Source organism: Aquirufa esocilacus (assembly GCF_042715595.1).
Lineage (GTDB): Bacteria > Bacteroidota > Bacteroidia > Cytophagales > Spirosomataceae > Aquirufa > Aquirufa esocilacus.
Genome location: NZ_JBBKXX010000001.1, coordinates 53610 through 73536, shown reverse-complemented (window position 1 = coordinate 73536; position 19927 = coordinate 53610). Strand labels below are relative to the sequence as shown.

The following is a 19927-nucleotide window of genomic DNA, read 5'->3' as shown; positions in this document are numbered from 1 at the left end:
GCATCTTGCACAAAGCCTGACATCCTTCGCTTCGCTCAGAATGAAGCCTTTTTATTTTCATCTGCTCGCCCAAGCAAGCTTGGCTCGCGATGAAAATAAAAAAACCCCTCAGCTAACGCTGAGAGGCTTCGTAGAGGGGAAGGGATTCGAACCCTCGGTAAGCTTGAGACCTACACACGCTTTCCAAGCGTGCTCCTTAAACCACTCGGACACCCCTCTATCAAGCGCCCGTGGGGTTGCAAAAATAGCAAATTATTTCGACGAATCGAAAAAGGAATCGATATCCTTCTTGAATTGAATCAAGGATGGTTTGTGGATATAGTACATGTGTCCAGATTCGTAGTATTTAATGTCTACACGGGAACGTTGTTCGGGACGCAAAAACATATGCTCGATGTCGTAGACCGCCGTGAAGTACGGGGTTGCGAAATCGTAGTAGCCACAGCCGAGGTAGACTTTTAGGTTCGGGTTTTTGGCCATTGCATCGCGAAGACTTTCGGCGACGTTCAGGTATTTATTTTGGACATTTTTGTAGGACCAAGGGTATACTTCGCCAAAGACGTTGTAGCCTTTCTCCTCCGTAAACTTCAATTCTTTAGATAAATAGTCGTTAATCGTGGCGGTGAAAGGTCCATCGATGTTTGTGAATGATGGATCGAAATCGACGTATTCACCTGCGTCATCTAGGTTACGGCCGGTGAAACGAGCGTCTAAACGTCCGATCGAAAGTCCATCTGCGCGACGTAAAGCTTTGTAGAAACGGTTTTCGTCTAGGCGTAGATTTGCTTGAAGGCAAAGCTCTTTGGAAAGGCCCGTGTAATAAGCCATCTTCTCAGCAATGGCAGATTTTTCTGCGTCAGACATCCAGCCGCCTTTGATTAATGCGGTAGCATAGGGTCCTATCGCCCATTGCTCGGATTCTTTTAATACGTCAGCGATAGGTCTCGCTTGTAAAGCAGGCGCTAATTTTTTGTGGTACCAAGCGGCTGCCGTGTAAGAGGGGATATATAGCGCACGAGGTAGATCGTTTCCGATGTTGTAATCGTTTGTGCCAAAGTTTAAGACAGCCGAGATTAGGATAACGCCATTGATGTAGATACGGTGTTCGTCTTGCAAGAATTTCGATAATCCGGCGGCACGCGTAGTTCCGTAGCTTTCGCCGGCTAGGAATTTAGGCGAGGCCCAGCGGTCATAGCGGCTTAGGAAGTTGCGAACGAAATCGCCTACGGAATTGATGTCTTCTACATAACCGTGGTATTTGCTGGCAGGTTCGCCCACTGCTCGGGAATAGCCGGTGGAAACGGGGTCAATGAAGACTAAATCCGTTTTGTCTAACCAAGAAAATTCGTTGGGAATATAGGAATAAGGGGCTGCGGTGGCGGTGCCGTCGTCTTTCAAGACCACGCGCTTAGGACCTACGCCGCCCATATGTAACCATAAAGAGGCAGAGCCTGGGCCACCGTTAAAGGTGAAAGTGACGGGACGTTTGGCGCCATCTTCGTCGTCTTTGGAGTAATAAGTGAAGAAGATTTTGGCCAAAACCTTACCCGTATCTGCCTTCATATGCATGTATCCGGTGGTCGCCGTGTAATTAATCACCTTGCCGGCAATCGTAATCGAGTGCTTCGTCTTCACGACTTGCACGCCAGCCGGGTCTTTCCCGATTTGCGCGTTCAGGCTAAGCGTAAGTGCACAAAAAAGAATCGTCAATAATTTTTTCATCGTTAGAAGATTTATGAAAACGAATATAAAAATTCTTTGGCAATAAAAGGTTATTTCGTAGATTTGCACCTACTCTATATATTATATAGACTTTATAAACAATTAAGAATAAATTATGCAAAGTTTCCGCTCTGAGATAGAAAACCCCGTAGTTGAAAAAGATATCCTGGATTTAGCGAAAAAAATCGCTCAATTCAAGGCTGGAGAGATTCACGAGGAGAAATTCAGAAGTCTTCGCCTAGCGCGTGGTGTCTACGGACAACGCCAACAGGGGGTGCAAATGATCCGCATTAAATTGCCCTATGGCAAGATTCAATTCCACCAATGGAAGCGAATTTCGGACATTTCAGACGAATACTCGACCGGAAACCTGCATTTAACAACACGTCAAGATATCCAAATTCACTACGTGTCGCTGGACCGTACGCCAGAACTTTGGGCAAAATTAGAGCAGGACGATATCACCTTGCGCGAGGCTTGTGGAAACACGGTGCGTAACATTACGGCCTCCCCTACTTCGGGAATTGATCCGAAAGAACTTTTTGACGTAAGCCCGCACGCCGATGCGGCGTTCCGTTACTTTTTGCGCAACCCGATCTGCCAAGAAATGGGGCGTAAAATCAAGATGTCTTTCTCGAATACGGATGAAGATACGTCATTGGCCTATTTACATGATGTGGGTTTTATTCCCAAAATCGTGGACGGCAAACGCGGCTTCAAAGTAGTCGTAGGTGGTGGTTTAGGCGCACAACCGATGCTTGCTCACGTAGCACACGAATTCCTAGCGGAAAACGAAGTGATCCCGTTCATCGAAGCGATTTTACGGGTATTCGATCGCCACGGTGAACGCAATTCCCGCCACAAGGCGCGGATGAAGTTCTTGATCCAAAAAATCGGATTTGAAGCCTTTATGGATTTGGTAAAAGCAGAATCGAAAGCCTTAAAAAATCATTCATTCGAGATTCCTTCAGCTACGGCTTGGGAGGTTACTCCGCCTACTTTAGTGGCTTCGACGGTAACTCCTAACTCAGAGGCTTACGCCACTTGGTTAGCGACCAATACCTTTGAACAAAAGCAAAAAGGATTCCACGCGGTCTATGTGCGCATCCTTAATGGTAATATTTCGAGTGTGACATCTCGTTCTTTAATTGAAGCCTTAACCGGCTATATAGGCGATGATATTCGCATCACGATCAACCAAGGTTTGATGCTAAAATATGTGCCTACCGCGAATTTGGCCTACGTCTACTCCGTATTAGACGCACACGGATTAGCGGCTCCGGGAGCGAATTCCATCGCGAATATCACGGCATGCCCGGGAACGGACACGTGTAATTTAGCGATCTCGGATTCGACGAATATCACCTCGAAATTAGAGGCGGTCATCACGGAAGAATTCCCGTCCTTGATCCACGACAGCGCGATGAAAATCAAAATTTCCGGCTGCATGAACGCCTGTGGACAACACAGTATGGCATCGATCGGCTTCCACGGATCTTCTTTGAAAGCGGCAGACAAACGTGTTTTACCAGCTTTGCAAGTCTTATTAGGCGGGGCGACTTTGGGAAATGGGGATGGAAAAATCGCAGACAAAGTAATCAAAGTTCCGTCTAAAAGAGGTCCACAAGTATTGCGCACCTTATTGAATAACTTCGAAGAAAACGCACAGGCGGACGAATATTTCCACAGCTATTACGATCGCCAAGGCGAGAAATATTTCTACGATTTATTGAAGCCTATCGCAGATTTAAGCACGCTTGTGGACGATGATTTCATCGATTGGGGCGCATCAGAAAACTTTGCTACCGAAATCGGTGTGGGAGAATGCGCGGGCGTCGTGATCGACTTAGTGGCGACCCTTTTATTTGAATCAGACGAAAAATACGAATGGACGGCGGCGGCGTTAGAAGACAAACGCTATGCGGATGCGATCTACCACGCTTATAGCGTATTTATTTCGGCGGCAAAAGCGCTCTTATTAGATAAATCGATCTCGGTACCTACTCAAAACTCGGTGATTACTAAGTTCGATGAGAACTTCGTTGAGACAGGTGACTTTGCGGTAGATGCTCCTAGCTTCGCTGAATTAGTATTACAGATCAACCAAAACGAGCCATCAGCAGCGTTTGCTACTCGCTACACTGCTCAAGCACACGCCTTTTTACAATCTGCCAAAGTAGCCCGCTCTTAATCCTATGAAGAACTTAAGCCATTTCAGAACATTAGAACCCCATCCGAAATTATCGGTAGTGGGTGCAGGCCCCGGCGATCCTGAGTTGATTACTTTGAAAGCCATCAATGCAATCGTCTCAGCGCAGGCCGTTTTATACGATGCTTTGGTCGATAAAAGTTTACTTGATCACTGCTCCCCTACCTGCGAACAAATTTATGTAGGTAAGCGAGCGGGCGAAAGTCATTCCCAGGAGGCGATCAATAAATTGATCGTGGAGAAAGCCTATGCTTTAGGACACGTGGTTCGCTTGAAAGGCGGAGATCCCTTTGTCTTTGGTCGTGGCCAAGAAGAAATCGAATACGCCCGCGAATTCGGTTTATTGACGGATTACATTCCAGGCATTTCCTCCTCTTATGCGGCTGCGGGTTCAGCTGAAATTCCCTTGACGATTCGGGGGGTGAACGAAAGCTTTTGGGTGATGACGGGGACGAAATCGGATGGCTCTTTGACAGCTGACCTAGCACTCGGCTTACAATCTTCTGCCACTTTGGTCATTCTCATGGGGATGAATAAGTTAAAAGAAATCGCGGATTTATGCCAAAAATACGGCAAAGGAAACGTATCCGCCGCTATTATCCAAAACGGCACGATGAAAAACCAACGCATTGGCGTATCTTCAGCAGCCGAATTAGCTTCCATGGCTTCGAAAGAGGGTTTAACTAATCCTGCAGTCATAGTCATCGGCGAAGTCGTACGTCACGCAAAGCCGGAATTATGGCAACAAATCACGAAAATTAGCAAAGAAAATGAGCAATAGAATTAACATTTCCAGCGGTTCCCCTTTCGAAGATACGTTCGGTTACTGCCGTGCAGTAAAGACAGGTAACTTGTTAGAAATCTCTGGAACAGTCGCCCTAGTGGATGGCGAAAAAATAACGGCTGACGATCTATATGCTCAAACTTACAATATCATCGAGCGCATCGCGGTCGTTTTAGAAGAAGCTGGTTCGTCTCTTAAAGACGTAGTCCGAACGCGTATTTTCACGACGGATATGTCTAAAAATCTAGATATTGCGCGGGCTCATTCGCACTTTTTTGGCGACATCAAACCGACAACTGGGATTTATGAAATTTCTGCTTTGATCGCACCACAATACAAAGTGGAGATTGAGTTTACGGCTTGGGTGGGATAAAAATAAATAACCTAAATCTTTCCTGCCTCCCTTTTCAGCAATTCCACATCGATCGGAACAACCCCCAACGATTCACAGACTAAGCCTCCGCCTAAGTTAGCGAGTTCAGCAATTTGCGCTGCGGATCCACCAGCGGCAAGAGCGCAAGCAGCAATGGAAATGACGGTATCACCGGCTCCTGACACATCGGCTATTTGGCGGATGTGTGCGGGGATCTGAAGTTGATCTGTAGCAAAATCCATATATACACCGCGTTCAGACATCGTCACGAATAGACCCGTGAATGATTGTGCAGCTTTGAAATCAGCAACTGTTTTTGCGATGGCTTCAGGTGCGATGGCTGCAGCCTCTAAACCTAAACCGTCTCGTAATTCATTCAAATTAGGCTTAAATAAAGTAGCTCCGCTGTAGGCGAAGAAGTTCTTTTTCTTCGGATCAACGACAGTTGGAATTTGCTTCGCTTTAGCCAGCGAGATAATTTCTTGAATCAATTCAGCACTTAAAACCCCTTTGTCATAATCCTCAAAAAGGATCACATCGACCTCTGATAACCAAGCTTTCACTTGTTCCAATAGGGCTTTGGAGGAAGCAACTGAAATAGGTGCTTCTGTTTCCGAATCCACACGAATCAATTGTTGAGAGCCGGCAATGACACGTTCTTTGACTGTTGTAGGGCGACCTTTCTCAGTGATGATACCTGAAGTAGAAAGACCAGCGGCTTGTAAAATTCCTTGTAAAGTTTCACCTGTGGAATCGTCTCCGATGACCGAACAAACGTAAGGTTTTGCGCCAAGGCTCGCGATGTTCAATACCACATTTCCGGCTCCGCCTAAGCGAGATTCACGCTTAATCACGTTCACCACAGGGACCGGTGCTTCCGGCGAAATGCGATTCACCTTTCCCCAGGTATAGGCATCCACCATTAAATCGCCAATCACGAGAACGCGCAGGCTAGAAAATTTCTCAATCAGACTTGATAATGGATTCATAAAAATGCTACTGTTTAACCTCCAATAGTCGTCATCGATTCGGTGATGACTCCTTTTCGTTTATTTTCTGCTTCAAATCCATCCAACGGACGCGATTTAAATAATGTCAAAAATTGTGCTTTCACCTCCTCATCGCTCACTTCGCTACGAAGATACGGCTTCATATCAAAAACGCCATCATCGTAAAGACAAGTCTTCACCTGTCCTTTAGCCGTGAGACGAATGCGATTACAGCTTCCGCAAAAAGTCCGGGTAAAGGCCGCGATGATACCCACATTGCCCTTAAATCCAGGAATATCATAGGTATTTGCCGTTTCCCCGAACAAAAAGGGTCTCGCTTTTAGGTCCGGAAATTGCGAGCGGATACGCTCTAGAATACGGGCGTGATCCCAAAATAGCTTTTCTTCTACCAGTCCGGAACCATTAAACGGCATTTCTTCGATGAATCTCACCGATACCGGATGCGCGCGAGCGAACTCCGTCAAAGCAATAATATCGTCCTCGTTTTTACCCTGCATCACGACCGCATTGATCTTGACTTGGAAACCGGCTTCGATTAAGCGGATTAGATTTGCATAGACTTTGGCAAAATCATCCCTCCTAGTGATCTGCTGAAAGCGATCCCGATCGAGGGAATCTAGACTTAAATTGATGTGACGAACACCTAGCTTTTTCAGCGCCTCTATGTACTCACCAATGAAAACGCCATTCGTAGTCAAACAAATTTCGAGGTCTTTCAAGCCCGATAAATTCGTTAGAAAATCCAACAAACCATTGCGAACAAAGGGCTCTCCTCCCGTAATGCGAACCTTTTTAATCCCCATTTCATGCAAAATGCGGGTCAAGCGAAACATCTCCTCCCAGCTCAACAACTCGCGCTCCGGCATATAGTTAATCCCCTCTGCCGGCATGCAATAGGTGCAACGCAGATTGCAACGATCCGTCACCGCGAGACGTAAATACGTCAATTCGCGACCGTGATTATCTAAAAGCTGAGGAATATCCAATATATTTGTTCAATAGTTACCAAAGGTACAAAAAACGATGTCAACCTACCACATCTTGCTGTTCGGTATTTGCCGGGATTTATTAAAATCGTCTACGATTTCTATCGAAAAAGAGGGCTCAGTGACCGTGGAGGAAATGTTGCAAACCTTGCGTTCAAAGCATCCGGCTTTGGAAAATCTACCCTCGCTTCGACTTGCGGCGGAACATCGCTTCCCAGAACCTGATTTTATCCTCTCTGAAACGATGGAAATTGCCTTAATTCCACCCGTGAGTGGCGGATAATCCGTATATTTGTCTTTAGATCTACGCAATTATATGGGATTAAATCTCCTATTTCTTGGAGTGCTTTTGTTGCCTTGGGCGTCCGCGCTTTTGGTGGCTCTTTTTCCCAAACCTTTTTTTTCGATTACCCTCTCTGCTGTATTTAGCATTACTGCATTGTATTTTTGCACCACTGCACCTGTCGATTTCAAAATAGCTTATCCTTGGTTTAATCTGGGTGGGCAGCAGCTGAATGCGAGTTTTTGGGCGAATACCCCTGCTCAATTGATCCTCGGATTAGTCGCTTTGGTTTCTTTTTGTGTTCAGCTTTTTTCCAAATCGTATCTAAAAGACGATCCCTCCATCGGTCGCTACTACCTGTATTTGCACCTGTTTGTGGGTTCGATGACGCTTTTACTGCTGACCGATTCCATCCTTGTTTTTTATGGGGCTTGGGAATTAGTGGGTGCTTGCTCGTATTTGTTGATTAGTTTTTGGCACCAAAAAACGGCCGCCATTCAAGCCGCTAAAAAAGCCTTTTTAATTAATCGCTTAGGGGATATTGCCTTATTATTCGGTTTAATCGCCCTATGTTTGCATTTCAATACCTGGCAATTTTCAGCGATGCATGGCATTGCCCCTGCCCTTATCGGAATCGCGATTATTGCGGGCGGAATGGCTAAATCAGCTCAATTCCCATTGATGTCATGGTTACCTGATGCGATGGAAGGCCCTACGCCAGCCTCTGCACTTATTCACGCCGCTACGATGGTGGCTGCCGGTGTTTTTGTGGGAGTTCGCGTTTTCGACATTACAAGTTCGGAGACCCACCTTTTTATGGGAATCATCGGCTCGATCTCTTTTCTAGCAGGAGCTGTTTTCGCTCTATTCCAAAACGACATCAAAAAAACACTCGCCTATTCCACCATTTCCCAACTAGGTTTAATGTGGATGGGAATGGGCTCTGACGCGTCTTTATTTCATTTATTGACCCACGGAATTTTCAAAGCAGGCCTCTTTTTAGCGGCCGGAGCGGTCATCCATACGGTTCATTCCCAAAGTCTAAACGACATGGGTGGCCTTCGCAAGAAAGCGCCAGTTGCGGCTTTGGCCTACCTCATTTTCGGTGCCGGATTAATGGGATTACCGCTTACGGGAGGTTTTTACAGCAAAGAAAATATCGCTGGATATTTATATACATCAGGTCACGTAGAATTGCTAGTTGTTTTAGCGCTAGGGATGGTATTAACCAGTTTCTACATCAGCCGACAGTTTTGTTTGATCTTTATGGGGCCTGTGAAAGACGGTTCTTCGACGACAGAATTCGCGCTGCCAATCAGTATACTGATCATAGCAAGTCTCTTCATTTGGATTTCGGTAAATCCATTGGAAATGCCCGAAAATACGTTAATAAGCATATACCATATCCCATCATTCTGGTTATACATTACGGCTGCCACCTGGGTCTTGGGAATTGCTGGAGCCTATTTAACGAGAAACTGGATTCCGACGGGGAATTACCAATTTTTACCTCACTTATGGCCCACCTTATTCCGCTTTATTCGTTGGAAGAGCAGATCTGCACAGGTTTTCGAAACGCAATTCATTGACCGCTTCGTGAATGGGATTGCCGCTTTGCAAGTGATTATTGCCCACCTATCCGACTGGTTTGACAGACACATTGTCGACGGGATTTTAGTGGGCGGAAGTTCCAGCTTGAGTGCAGGCACTGGAAGAATTTTAAGTCGCTGGCAATCAGCTAAAGTCCAAAGCTATTGGGCTATGATTATTGTGACATTTGCCTTATTTTTACTTTACGCGCTATTTATTAAATGACGAATTTACCTCTATTATCGCTGTTAATCGGATTGCCTCTAGTCGGTGCTTTAGCGCTTGGTTTAGGTCAATTGAAAGAACAAGCGAGAAGCATTGCCGTCGGTCTTTCGACAGTCCAATTGGCACTTTTGTGCTATATCTACAGCGCTTTCGATAAAACATCCGGCTTATTTCAATTCAACGAAACGCACAATTGGTTCTCCATTTCACTCGGATCGATGGGGCAATTTATGTCCAAATACACGCTAGGGGTGGATGGTTTGAGCATTTCACTGCTTTTGTTAACCGGATTAATCACTTGGGTGGCGCTTTGGAACTCAACAGACATTAAGGAAAAAATAGGTGGCTACTATGCCTTGGTTTTGCTCTTGAACGCCTCGATTATGGGCTGTTTTATGGCCAAAGACCTCTTCCTTTTCTACGTCTTCTTCGAGTTTATGTTGCTCCCTATGTATTTCTTGATCGGAATTTGGGGTGGACCGCGTAGAAACTATGCATCCTTAAAGTTCTTTATATACACGTTAGTGGGCTCCCTTTTGATCCTGATCGTTATGCTAGGCATGGGCGTTGCTTATGTAGATCCTTACGAAACGGCTTTATTGAATGGTTTGATTCGCCCAGAACAAGGCTTCAAACTAGAGGCCTTGAAAACGGTGCAGCAACTGATTCAGTCACAAGAATTAGCGACCTCTTCTTTAGTGCATAGCTTTGATATGCAGGCCTTAGCAGACTATAATAATTGCCAAATCACCAGCATACTTCACATTAGCTCAGGCTGGCAATTAGCGGGTATGAGCGCGCGAGAATGGGGATTCTGGCTTCTTTTCATCGGGTTCGCCATCAAATTACCGATGGTTCCTCTGCACACTTGGTTGCCCGATGCGCACGTAGAAGCACCTACCCCTATCTCCGTTTTATTAGCTGGTGTTTTATTGAAAATCGGGGCATACGGTTGGTTGCGAATCACCATTCCGTTTTTTATGCCAGAAGCTATTGAATCGGCAAATATCTTAGCAGGCTTAGGCGCATTATCCATCGTTTATGGCGCCTACAACGCACTAGCCATGACGGATTTAAAGAAATTAGTGGCCTATTCTTCCGTTTCCCACATGGGATTCGTGCTGATCGGAATCGCAGCCTTTACAGCGGAAGGATGGCAAGGGGCCATCTTCCAAACCATTTCCCACGGAGTTTTATCCGCACTATTATTCTTGATGGTAGGCGTATTATATTCCCGCACCGGCAACCGTGAAATTGATTCCTATTCTGGACTAGTAACCTTAATGCCGCGCTTCACGGTCATTTCAGGGATCGCCATTTTTGCGTCTTTAGGCCTACCTGGATTCTCGGGATTCATTGGAGAATTCTTCAGCCTGATGGGCGCGTTCACGAGCCCATTTGTGCATCCTGGGATTGCGGTGTTTGGCGCTTTGGGCTTATTATTAGGTGCAGGATACTTGTTATGGACGTTCCAAAAAATCTATTTGGGAAAACACTACCAAAAAAATGCAGATTGGTCGTTACCTGATTTGAATAAATTAGAATTACTTAGTCTTTTTGGTCTAGGAATTATCAGTATATTGCTAGGCGTTTACCCGGGCTTGCTTTTTGAGCTCAGTGAAAAATTCGTCACCGGATTGCTAAAATAAACCTATTAAAATATATACCTATGGAAAACAAATTCAGCCGCAGAGACATCCTAAAAAGCTCTGCTGGATTCGCTGGTCTTGGAATGATGGGACATCGTTTTCAAGAAGCCGACATCCAAGCGGGCCTAGACCTAAAAGGGAAAGTGCATCACTCGGCTTGCCGTTGGTGCTATAACGATATTCCGTTTGAGGAATTAGTCATTAATGCCAAAAAAATTGGCTTACAATCCATCGAATTAACAGGCCCCGATGAGTGGGAAATCCTGAAAAAACACGATATGACTGCGGCGATTGGCTGGGGAAAATACCCAGACGGCATGAACATCCCGAACTTCTTTAACCGGACAAAAAACCATGATGCTTTAGTCGGATTCTACGAAGATATCATCCCCAAAGCAGCGAAAGCCGGCGTTAAAAATATCATCACTTTCTCTGGAAACAGAGATGGCATGAGCGACGAAGATGGCCTAATCAACTGCAAAAAGGGCTTACAACGTATCATGAAAACCGCAGAACGTTACGATGTAACGATCTCCATGGAGCTATTGAATTCCAAAGTAAACCACAAAGATTACCAAGCTGACACAACCGAATGGGGTGCTGCCCTTTGTGAGATGGTGGGTTCTGATAAATTCAAATTGCTTTACGATATCTACCACATGCAAATCATGGAAGGGGACGTAATCGCCACCATTAAAAAATACCACCAATACATCTCGCACTACCACACAGGTGGTGTTCCAGGTCGTAACGAGATCGATGATACGCAAGAATTAAACTATGCGGCCATCATTCGTGCCATCTATGACACAGGATATAAAGGCTTTATCGGACAAGAGTTTATTCCAGCCCGTAAAGACAAAATGGCTTCCCTAGAACAAGCGGTGAAAATCTGCGATATCTAAGAATACCAACACCTTGATAAAAACGCAAACGGCTCGCTTCGAGTAGTTTGCGTTTTTTATTTATCGGGTTCCTGATATTGATTTTCCCCGACTTGTTTAGCCCTGGTTTTCTGCTCTATTTCGAGTCATGAAAACGCTCTTTTTTCTTTTTTTTAGTTTCGCTTCTATCGCACAATGTGCCACTATTAGTACCCAGCCACTCCCCCAAATTACCTGCGAGGGAGATTCCATTCGACTCATCGCCATCAGTTCTAGCGGCACCTTTCAATGGGAAAAGCGTCGACCAACAGACGCAAAATTCACCAGCATCACTAATGCGCGCACAGCGCGCTACCACTTTCTTTCTGGCGGAGCCACACATCCCACTGGATCTTTCTATCGATTAAAGATCACAGTAGGTAAATGCATCAGCTATTCTGATTCTGTTCTCGTGGTGGTCCGAAAAGCGCCTGCAATTTCAAGCGTTACCGTTTGTGAGAAAACGCTTATTTCATTTCCTTATTCCTGGACACTCAACGGGCAAGCTGTGGATTCAATTATTGCCACTCCCACACTTAATGGGGCAAAAATAAAGGCATTCGCACGCTTTTCGACTCTACCTTTGGGATCCTGTGTGCTAGCTTCGAATGAGGTATCACTCAACGTCACTTCGCTCCCAGCTGCTCCCTCCCATGCCGTCAAGCTAGTGAAAGCTTGTGTGGGATTACCCTTTTCGCTCAATGCCACCGGCTGTTCTCCCTCCCTAACATATTGGTATAATTCAGCTGGGGTAAAACTAGGCGAGGACAGCCGGTTGCCACTAATCGGCTCAGATAGCGCCATTTTTCGGGCCTCTTGTGTTAAATCTAGTTGCGAGGGACCTTTATCAACGGGAGTAAAAACGGTTATTTACTCTATTCCAGCGCCACCGCTGAATACTACATCTGCCTATTTTTGCTCAGATACCCCTATCACCTTAGAAGCCAGCGGCGGCCTGAACAATATCTGGTATGAAACAGAGTCAGCGAAGACTAGCCTAAGTACCGCTACTTCCTTGGCCATGAAAGCCATATCAAACAGCAGCGAACTCGATACCTTGATCATACGATTTGCTTCCATCAAAATAAACGATTGCGAAAGCGCGCGTATTCCGGTGGCGATTCGCGTTAAGCCACGCCTAAAACTACGGCCTCTCCTACCCATCTCACTGACAGGAGAAAGAACTATCAGTCCCTTTGAAACATTGGCCTTAAACGGAACGCTACCCTATCGCATCCTGTACAATTCTACAGCCAAAAACCCCTTGGGCCCATTCTCTTCCAGTGGATACTTATTTCGCACTGTGATCGACTCCCTGGGCTGTCTAGCAAAAGATACTACCGAAGTATATTATGTACGAAATGGCCCCATTATCCATCGATTAACCGCTCAAATGGAAACCAATTGCTTAACGAGCAATTATCGTATACGAGTCAATGGATGTCCTTTAAAAACTTCCGCCATCGCTGGGAGCAAACGCTACGAATCCTCTACAGCAGATTTTGCTTTGAGTGGTGGTCAATATACATTCCTCTGCAATGATGGAGAGAGCGACACACTATTCTTGAATTTGCCTATTCTGAAACTACCAACCTCATTAGTACGCAAATCATTTACTAGCTCTATTTGCGAGGCAGACAGTGCGAGTATGAGCCTTATAGTGGACCCGAGCGTTCATTTCATTGGTTGGGAACTGAACGGCCATCTTTTTTCAACGGAGAAATTACTAACGGGCCTCTTACCTGCAGGAGTTTACCAAAGTGTCATCGAAGAAAATGGCTGTTACTACCGATCGGAAAAAATTGTACTTGAAAGAAAAGCTAATCCTCCTCCACCTCGATTAGAAAAAAGTGGTGCCTATTTTATCAGAGCTAAATCTACCGGTCTACTAGAATGGCTCATTGACCAAACCAAATTAACGGATACAGCTTCTTTCAGAAAGATCACCGAGGGACGCGAATTCTATGTCCGAGCCAAATGGCTATACAAAAGTCTCTCGTGTTTTTCTGCCTACTCCAATGTCTTTTATGTGGATAGGCCGGCAACCTATGAATTTGCCGTTTACCCTAATCCCAGCCCTGGAATTTTCTCCATCGAAATTGCCTACGAAACAGAGGCCGCCCAAATTCAACTATATGACATAAAGGGTAAATTGATCGACTCAACTACCATAAAAAATTCCAGCAGGAGAATGGACTGGGATATATCCCGTTTCCCTGCTGGAACCTATGTACTTAGACTGATCTCTGATGGAATCAGCCAAGAAAAAACTATTCGTAAATCCCTTTAGCTACTTTCTCTGAAATCGCTTTAGGTGCGATCCAAGCCAAGAAAGCCCCTAGTTTATTGATAAAACCTGTGATTACTTCTTGCTTCTTAGCAAACATCCCATCCACCGCCATCTTCGCCACTTGGGCTGGCGTCATTGTTACTTTTTCAGCCGCTTTTCTAGCCTTATCTTGTAAATTAGCCCGATCATTAAAGTTCGTAGAAGTGGCTCCTGGACTTACCGCCGTTACAGTGATGCCTTTGGCTTTCCACTCATGGAATAATCCACGGGAGAAATTTAATACAAATACTTTGGAGGCAGCATAAACACTCATCAATGGAATTGCTTGGTATGCCGTGGAACTCGCAATATTTAAAACATAAGCTTGGCCCTTACCTGAAAGCATTGGATAGAAACGGTAACAAGATTCTACCAAGGCGTTCATGTTCACTTGCATCATTTTTTGAGTCTCTTCGAATGAATATTTTTCAAATTCTCCCACCAAACCATAACCTGCATTGTTCACCAAAATACGCAAGTCAATCTGCTTAGCTAACACCCATTCGTACACCGTGTTGACGGCAGATGGATCGGCTAAATCCGCCACAAGGTAATCAACCTCTAGTGAATACTTTTTCTGAATCTCCTCTTTAACCTGCTGAAGCTCATAGGAATTTCGAGCCACTAATAACAAATGGTAGCCCCTCTCTGCTAATTGCAAAGCGATTTCTTTTCCAATCCCTTTACTTCCTCCTGTAACGATTGCGTATGACATAATAGTAGGATAAATGAAAAAAGCCGCCCGATGAGCAGCTTTTTTCGATGAGTAAATTCAATTTATTTCTTAGGTGCCGCGGCTGGTGCTGGATTAAAATAATCGTTGACCTCTTTGTCATCGGTTTTAATCTCTAACGCTTTGGTAAAATACACTTTCGCTTTAGCTTCGTCTTTTGCGATCAATAAATTATAACCACCTAATGCCTTGTATGCTTCAAATAAATGATTCTTATCTTCTTTATACGCAGTAGATTTTTCCTCTCTTAATTTCATAACTACGTCTATGAATTTCTCATAAAAAGGAATAGCTAACCACTTTGTTTTCGTGTAATCAATTAAACTGTTATTTCGTGCACGATTCAGGTAGAATGGAGGCCATTTATCATTAATGGAAATAGCTTTAGCAAATAAAGTATCTGCTTTCATAGCAATTAAAGGGCGATTCACTGTATCCGTGACAGCAGTATAGGCAGAAACGAAATAATAATCCATCGCAGCTTTAAAGTAATCTCCAGAACCTATCGCCTGATTTTTCTTTTGCTTCCACTCGATACCTTTCAATGCTGCATTTGCCGCATCATTATAACGCTTTTGCTTGTAACGAATATCGTGGATAATGTTATACACGTTATTGTTTGTATCTAAAGGTGCAGCGCGCTCTAAGTAAGTCAAAGCCACTGAATCTTTACCTAAACCTTGGTAACCTTTACCGAAGTACAAATCATCCATGAAATAAGGTTTCACCCCTGAACGAACCATACCCTCTAAGTTATCAATACCTTGTTGGTAGTTCTTCATCTCTACATTAGAGTATCCACGCATACGGAAGATATCATTATCTTTTACCCCTTTCTTGTCTGCCTCATCCGTGTACTTCATCGCCCCCTCATAATCTTGAGACAAGAATAATAATTTAGCGGTTTCCAAAGTTACCTCTGGAGTTGCCTCTGCTTTCTCTAAATACTTTCTGAAATAGCGAGATGCATTTTTGTACTGGCTACCTACGATCAAATACTCCCCGTAACGCTTGTGCGCTGGGGCATAGTTTGAATCCAAATCAATCGCTTCTTTGTAACGAGATTGTGTCTCGCGGTAGTTTTTACCACGTAAGAAAACAGTACCAATCTTCACTTTAGCCTTTACATTTCTAGGATCTTGCATTAAAGCTTGCTCGTATGAAGAAACCGCGTTACCACCGTCATTCTTGATTAAGAATGCATCTCCACGAACGATCATTTGCTCCGCGTTAGGACCTTTTTTTGTTTTCTCTAACATCAAATCGATCAAACGAATCGCCTCAGCAGGATCGTTATTGTTGGCATTGAATTCTGGATCACGTCCTAATTTGTAGAACATCTCATAAGCTTCAGCGATTCGGTGAATCACATCACCGTTTTTGTATTTGGTTTCAGACAAAATACGGTCAAAATCTACTTTCGCATCATTCACCTTGTTTTGGCCTACTTTAATCGTAGCTAATCCAACTTGATTTAAATAGTTCTTCGGATCTGCAGCTAAACCTTTTTTAAAGGCATCTTCTGCTGCGGACCAATCTCTACGTGATAAATGATAGTAACCTAAATAATAGTAGTTTTCACCGGTAGGAGAAGCTGCCACTAAGCCTTCAAAAACTTGCTTTGCTCTGCTAGGTTGATCGCGATCGATTAAGTGTAATCCGTCTGCGATAGTTTGTCCCATTGCCATATTGGTGATCAATAAACTGACTGCCAATATCCACGATTTCATTTTCTTCATTTTGTTTTTTTAATTAATAGCTTTCAATATTTTTCCTAGGCCTCGAACACCGAAATGTCCAATTTTATACACTTAACTTATAATTCGTAAGAACAACAAAAATAAAAACAATCTTCTATTTTCCCTACTTTAAACCGAATAAAAATACACTATTGACTGATTTGATACGTACGAATCGTGATAGGACGGGTCAATGGAATTAAGCCAGCCTTCAAAACAATCAATTGCCCCAAATCCCCAGACACATAATTCAAGAATCCTGTTCCTAATCCTTGGTGCGCTTCTTTCAAGATATATTTGATTTCACGGCGTAGCGGGTACTTTTTCAAAGCTAAATTATAGCCAAAAGGCTGAGAATAGGGCTTGTCCTTTGTCTCCGCCACAGACATGACATGTACCGAACGAATAAAACCCAAAGAAGTAGGATTGTCTCCATCGCTAATCCAGTTAGAACCGACTATACCAATTGCCCTAGGATCCTTTTTTACCTGATTGATCACTTCTGGGTTAGAACCAGCCGCCACAACATGCAACTTCTCCGCACTTGAAATCTTTAATTTGTCTAATAAAAATTTCAAATTACTCGAATTCGCTTTATCGACAACAAGTGTATATTTTGATGAAGTGCCCACGATTAAATCCCTCAAATCGGTTAAAGTAATGAGGGTATCTCCATTGGATTTATTTGACAATAGAGCGATGCCATCTGCGGCTATATTAAAACTACGGTAAGTAACGGACTTGCGCGTAAAAATTTCCTTTTCCTTTTCTGTTAAATCACGCGTCACCACTACCCCCCGAATCTTGTCATTTAGCATATCAGCAATAGCTTCATTTTCTGGGCTGAACTTGTACTTGATTTTCGCGTAATGATATTGTTCTTCAAAAGCTGTCTTCTCCGCCTTCATTAAGGGTTCAAAAGACTCATCCACTCCTAATGTAATTTCCCCTACTGTAGCAGTATCTGTAGGCCCCTCCTTTTTACCGGTGGAGCACTGAAAAAAACAAAGCCCTAAAAGGACTAAACTAATATTTCTGGTATTCTTCATCATCCTCATCTGTCGAATTGAAATAAGCGTAGGCCCTCCAAATACGGAACAAGCCATAGGCCATAAATAGTAATCCAAATAAAACAATCGTAGGTACTCCAAAATTAGTACCCAAATCAAACTCCGAATAAAAAGCCACATACAGCCCTAACAAAAAATAGGCAAAGGCAACGATTAATCGAAATCCAACATTAATCCAAATAGCAACAGGTTTTTTCATTTTCTTTAAAAAAACAGACCTGCTAAAAATACATTCAGCAGGTCTGTCTATGATTAAGCGTTTATATCTTATTCAGATAATACGAATGTAATCGGTTGAGTAAAACGAGATCTAACCGCACGTCCAGATTGCTTACCTGGGTTCCATCTTGGCATAGCCTTGATTACGCGAATAGCTTCCTCATCACATCCGAAACCAACTCCTTTCAATACTTGTACGTCTTGAACTGAGCCATCCGTGTTAACAACGAAAGATACGAATACTCTACCACCTACGTTTGCACGCTGAGCAGCAGATGGGTATTTCAACGTTTTCTGTAAGAAACGTCCCCATGCACCCGGACCTCCAGGGAATTCAGCTTGCTGCTCTACGGCCGTGAAGATTTCATCTTCAGCTGGCTTAGGAGGCTCAACAGGCTCAGCTCCTTTCGCATCTGGATCTACTGGTGGCTCATATGTATCCGTTTCACCTTTCACAGATTCAGACGCTGTGTTACCTTTCACCTCTTCAGGTGGAGGTTCTGGTTTCGTTACTTCCTCATCATGCTTGATTTCAGGAGGTAAGAATTTCGTCGTTGTCACCTTAGGAATTTCCTTGGGTGGTGGCGGTGGCGGCGGTGGAGGCAACTCAACCTTTTTAGGTGGAGCAGGCTTGTCCAGTTTCATTACTTCAGCAGTCACCTCAGTCTTATCTTCCGCAGCTGCAGTTAACTGTTTCCAGAAAGCTGCTAACAAAAGAGCACCGACAAAGAGTGCAGAGCCTAGTAATACGGACCGCTTCATTACTTTAGGATATGTCTTGCGCAGAACAAAGGCACCGAATTCACGGTTCTTGTCTTTGAAGATAATATCGTCCAAAGTAGCATCTTGGCTTATTACTTGTGACATAATATTCGTTTAATTTAAAATTAATTTAATAAGCTTATTTTCCTGATCGTTTAATCAATGCCTCCGTATCCGGATCGATTTCTAATAAAGCATAACGCTTGTTATTAGTAATCGCACATTCATCAAGCATGTCAATCATATTGCGATATTTCGCTTTTTTGGTTGGCTTGATCACGATAGTAAAATTATTACCCACTTTCGCTTTCAGATCCGCGATAACCTTGCGAATTCCTGTATCCGAATAGTTAGTAACTTGCATTACTGTACCTGCTTCAGTAGGGATACCTTGGTAGTAATACACCTTGTTCTCATCTGGACATACCGTTAAGGTTTCCGATAATTTTACAGGTGATGTTTCCTTTGTATCCGTTTTATCAGGCATGTTTAATTGCATGGTAACGGGCTTTGCTAACGTCGTTGTTAACATAAAGAAAGTAATCAAAAGGAAGCCTAAGTCCACCATGGGTGTCATGTCGATTTTGGTCGACATTTTCTTACTACGCTTCTTTCCGCCTTTCTTCCCGCCACCGGAGCTATCTATTTCTGCCATTTCTTTTCGTAATTAAAAATGAAAACTTATTTCGGTTTATTTTCCGGTCCAGTTACTAATTGGAAGATATTGATATTCTGAGCCTGCAAAGTACCGATGATATCAGCAAAAACTTTGTAGTTAGATTCTTTATCTCCTTTGATAGCAACTTTCAACTCTGGATTAGACAATTTCGCATAACCCACCCAATACGATAATTCGTTGTTGGCTGAATCAATTGGAATTCCCTTGCTTAGTGCTTTCGCTTCTGAAGGTTTCATATTTAACACCTGACGCATTGCTCCTAGAGGATAGCCTACGATTTCAGAAGACATAAAATTCTTCTTCATCTCAGCCGTTACAGCGATACCATAGCGATTAGCCATACGCTCTAACATAAACTCACGAGCCATTTGATCATCAGTTGCCAAATAAACGCCACCTTCTGGTGAAACACTAACCATCAGCATACCATCTTTCGTATTCAAAGGTTTCTCTGAAATAGAAGATGGAGGAGTGATCGTAACTGCCTCTTCTGGACGGAACTTCGCGGTTAACATGAAGAACGTCAAAAGAAGGAAAGCCACGTCACACATCGCTGTCATGTCGAGTGAGACACTATGTCGTTTAGCTTTAACTTTTGGCATAACAATTATTTTTTTGAACGGTGAATAAAATTGAATGAAA

Annotated in this window: 18 protein-coding genes and 1 tRNA gene; 8 read left to right on the top strand and 11 right to left on the bottom strand. The window is 43.8% G+C overall.

What is annotated here, in order from left to right; genetic code table 11:
- Window positions 1-131: 131 nt before the first annotated feature.
- Together SKC37_RS00315 and SKC37_RS00310 are read right to left on the bottom strand one after the other, a co-directional pair.
- Window positions 132-219, bottom strand: a tRNA-Ser gene (locus SKC37_RS00315).
- Between the two features lie 33 nt (window positions 220-252).
- Window positions 253-1722 carry a S10 family peptidase gene (locus SKC37_RS00310; RefSeq protein ID WP_377979550.1) on the bottom strand — a complete coding sequence of 490 codons (1470 nt, stop codon included), beginning with the start codon at window positions 1720-1722 and terminating at the stop codon, window positions 253-255.
- A gap of 115 nt (window positions 1723-1837) precedes the next feature.
- On the opposite strand from SKC37_RS00310, the gene SKC37_RS00305 reads away from it, so the two are divergent.
- Genes SKC37_RS00305 through SKC37_RS00295 form a run of 3 tightly spaced genes read left to right on the top strand, consistent with a single transcriptional unit; the run spans window position 1838 to window position 5088 of the window.
- On the top strand, window positions 1838-3913 hold the full coding sequence (locus tag SKC37_RS00305) for a nitrite reductase (protein ID WP_377979549.1): 2076 nt from the start codon (window positions 1838-1840) through the stop codon (window positions 3911-3913).
- A 4-nt stretch (window positions 3914-3917) separates the two neighbouring features.
- A complete protein-coding gene (gene cobA, locus SKC37_RS00300) occupies window positions 3918-4712 on the top strand; it encodes a uroporphyrinogen-III C-methyltransferase (protein ID WP_377979548.1) in 795 nt (264 codons plus the stop codon).
- A complete protein-coding gene (locus SKC37_RS00295; protein ID WP_377979547.1) occupies window positions 4702-5088 on the top strand; it encodes a RidA family protein in 387 nt (128 codons plus the stop codon). The genes cobA and SKC37_RS00295 overlap by 11 nt, the downstream gene beginning before the upstream one ends.
- Before the next feature lie 11 nt (window positions 5089-5099).
- On the opposite strand, the gene SKC37_RS00290 is transcribed toward SKC37_RS00295, so the two are convergent.
- Together SKC37_RS00290 and moaA are read right to left on the bottom strand one after the other, a co-directional pair.
- On the bottom strand, window positions 5100-6077 hold the full coding sequence (locus tag SKC37_RS00290; protein WP_377979546.1) for a bifunctional heptose 7-phosphate kinase/heptose 1-phosphate adenyltransferase: 978 nt from the start codon (window positions 6075-6077) through the stop codon (window positions 5100-5102).
- Window positions 6078-6091: 14 nt separating this feature from the next.
- A complete protein-coding gene (gene moaA / locus SKC37_RS00285; RefSeq protein WP_377980492.1) occupies window positions 6092-7078 on the bottom strand; it encodes a GTP 3',8-cyclase MoaA in 987 nt (328 codons plus the stop codon).
- A 43-nt stretch (window positions 7079-7121) separates the two neighbouring features.
- On the opposite strand from moaA, the gene SKC37_RS00280 reads away from it, so the two are divergent.
- From SKC37_RS00280 to SKC37_RS00260, 5 genes are all read left to right on the top strand, one after another.
- Complete coding sequence (locus SKC37_RS00280; RefSeq protein WP_377979545.1) at window positions 7122-7367, top strand: MoaD/ThiS family protein; 246 nt, start codon at window positions 7122-7124, stop codon at window positions 7365-7367.
- Window positions 7368-7400: 33 nt separating this feature from the next.
- Window positions 7401-9182: an NADH-quinone oxidoreductase subunit 5 family protein gene (locus SKC37_RS00275; protein WP_377979544.1), complete on the top strand. Its 1782-nt coding sequence runs from the start codon at window positions 7401-7403 to the stop codon at window positions 9180-9182.
- Window positions 9179-10831 (top strand): complex I subunit 4 family protein, encoded by a 1653-nt coding sequence (locus tag SKC37_RS00270; protein WP_377979543.1) that lies wholly within the window; start codon window positions 9179-9181, stop codon window positions 10829-10831. Before SKC37_RS00275 ends, SKC37_RS00270 begins: the two co-directional genes overlap by 4 nt.
- Before the next feature lie 20 nt (window positions 10832-10851).
- Window positions 10852-11736 carry a hydroxypyruvate isomerase family protein gene (locus SKC37_RS00265; protein ID WP_377979542.1) on the top strand — a complete coding sequence of 295 codons (885 nt, stop codon included), beginning with the start codon at window positions 10852-10854 and terminating at the stop codon, window positions 11734-11736.
- A 127-nt stretch (window positions 11737-11863) separates the two neighbouring features.
- A complete protein-coding gene (locus SKC37_RS00260) occupies window positions 11864-14044 on the top strand; it encodes a T9SS type A sorting domain-containing protein (RefSeq protein ID WP_377979540.1) in 2181 nt (726 codons plus the stop codon).
- Here SKC37_RS00260 and SKC37_RS00255 read toward each other — a convergent pair.
- The 7 genes from SKC37_RS00255 to SKC37_RS00225 form a co-directional block, all read right to left on the bottom strand.
- Window positions 14025-14798 (bottom strand): SDR family NAD(P)-dependent oxidoreductase, encoded by a 774-nt coding sequence (locus SKC37_RS00255; RefSeq protein ID WP_377979538.1) that lies wholly within the window; start codon window positions 14796-14798, stop codon window positions 14025-14027. The genes SKC37_RS00260 and SKC37_RS00255 overlap by 20 nt on opposite strands.
- A gap of 62 nt (window positions 14799-14860) precedes the next feature.
- Window positions 14861-16546 carry a tetratricopeptide repeat protein gene (locus SKC37_RS00250; RefSeq protein WP_377979536.1) on the bottom strand — a complete coding sequence of 562 codons (1686 nt, stop codon included), beginning with the start codon at window positions 16544-16546 and terminating at the stop codon, window positions 14861-14863.
- Window positions 16547-16704: 158 nt separating this feature from the next.
- Complete coding sequence (locus SKC37_RS00245; protein ID WP_377979534.1) at window positions 16705-17607, bottom strand: PstS family phosphate ABC transporter substrate-binding protein; 903 nt, start codon at window positions 17605-17607, stop codon at window positions 16705-16707.
- Window positions 17582-17824 carry a hypothetical protein gene (locus SKC37_RS00240; protein WP_377979532.1) on the bottom strand — a complete coding sequence of 81 codons (243 nt, stop codon included), beginning with the start codon at window positions 17822-17824 and terminating at the stop codon, window positions 17582-17584. Before SKC37_RS00240 ends, SKC37_RS00245 begins: the two co-directional genes overlap by 26 nt.
- A gap of 68 nt (window positions 17825-17892) precedes the next feature.
- Window positions 17893-18711, bottom strand: a complete 819-nt coding sequence (locus SKC37_RS00235) for an energy transducer TonB (RefSeq protein WP_377979530.1) — start codon at window positions 18709-18711, stop codon at window positions 17893-17895.
- A gap of 34 nt (window positions 18712-18745) precedes the next feature.
- The gene (locus tag SKC37_RS00230; RefSeq protein WP_377979528.1) at window positions 18746-19261 is read right to left on the bottom strand and encodes an ExbD/TolR family protein; all 516 of its coding nucleotides are present in this window, start codon (window positions 19259-19261) and stop codon (window positions 18746-18748) included.
- A gap of 26 nt (window positions 19262-19287) precedes the next feature.
- Complete coding sequence (locus SKC37_RS00225; protein WP_377977505.1) at window positions 19288-19887, bottom strand: ExbD/TolR family protein; 600 nt, start codon at window positions 19885-19887, stop codon at window positions 19288-19290.
- Window positions 19888-19927: the final 40 nt, after the last annotated feature.

What these genes read in the sequence shown, in the direction of transcription:
- SKC37_RS00310 (WP_377979550.1), bottom strand. Translation starts at nt 1,722, where the DNA reads ATGAAAAAATTATTGACGATTCTTTTTTGTGCACTTACGCTTAGCCTG.
- SKC37_RS00305 (WP_377979549.1), top strand. Translation starts at nt 1,838, where the DNA reads ATGCAAAGTTTCCGCTCTGAGATAGAAAACCCCGTAGTTGAAAAAGAT.
- cobA (WP_377979548.1), top strand. Translation starts at nt 3,918, where the DNA reads ATGAAGAACTTAAGCCATTTCAGAACATTAGAACCCCATCCGAAATTA.
- SKC37_RS00295 (WP_377979547.1), top strand. Translation starts at nt 4,702, where the DNA reads ATGAGCAATAGAATTAACATTTCCAGCGGTTCCCCTTTCGAAGATACG.
- SKC37_RS00290 (WP_377979546.1), bottom strand. Translation starts at nt 6,077, where the DNA reads ATGAATCCATTATCAAGTCTGATTGAGAAATTTTCTAGCCTGCGCGTT.
- SKC37_RS00280 (WP_377979545.1), top strand. Translation starts at nt 7,122, where the DNA reads ATGTCAACCTACCACATCTTGCTGTTCGGTATTTGCCGGGATTTATTA.
- SKC37_RS00275 (WP_377979544.1), top strand. Translation starts at nt 7,401, where the DNA reads ATGGGATTAAATCTCCTATTTCTTGGAGTGCTTTTGTTGCCTTGGGCG.
- SKC37_RS00270 (WP_377979543.1), top strand. Translation starts at nt 9,179, where the DNA reads ATGACGAATTTACCTCTATTATCGCTGTTAATCGGATTGCCTCTAGTC.
- SKC37_RS00265 (WP_377979542.1), top strand. Translation starts at nt 10,852, where the DNA reads ATGGAAAACAAATTCAGCCGCAGAGACATCCTAAAAAGCTCTGCTGGA.
- SKC37_RS00260 (WP_377979540.1), top strand. Translation starts at nt 11,864, where the DNA reads ATGAAAACGCTCTTTTTTCTTTTTTTTAGTTTCGCTTCTATCGCACAA.
- SKC37_RS00255 (WP_377979538.1), bottom strand. Translation starts at nt 14,798, where the DNA reads ATGTCATACGCAATCGTTACAGGAGGAAGTAAAGGGATTGGAAAAGAA.
- SKC37_RS00250 (WP_377979536.1), bottom strand. Translation starts at nt 16,546, where the DNA reads ATGAAATCGTGGATATTGGCAGTCAGTTTATTGATCACCAATATGGCA.
- SKC37_RS00245 (WP_377979534.1), bottom strand. Translation starts at nt 17,607, where the DNA reads ATGATGAAGAATACCAGAAATATTAGTTTAGTCCTTTTAGGGCTTTGT.
- SKC37_RS00240 (WP_377979532.1), bottom strand. Translation starts at nt 17,824, where the DNA reads ATGAAAAAACCTGTTGCTATTTGGATTAATGTTGGATTTCGATTAATC.
- SKC37_RS00235 (WP_377979530.1), bottom strand. Translation starts at nt 18,711, where the DNA reads ATGTCACAAGTAATAAGCCAAGATGCTACTTTGGACGATATTATCTTC.
- SKC37_RS00230 (WP_377979528.1), bottom strand. Translation starts at nt 19,261, where the DNA reads ATGGCAGAAATAGATAGCTCCGGTGGCGGGAAGAAAGGCGGAAAGAAG.
- SKC37_RS00225 (WP_377977505.1), bottom strand. Translation starts at nt 19,887, where the DNA reads ATGCCAAAAGTTAAAGCTAAACGACATAGTGTCTCACTCGACATGACA.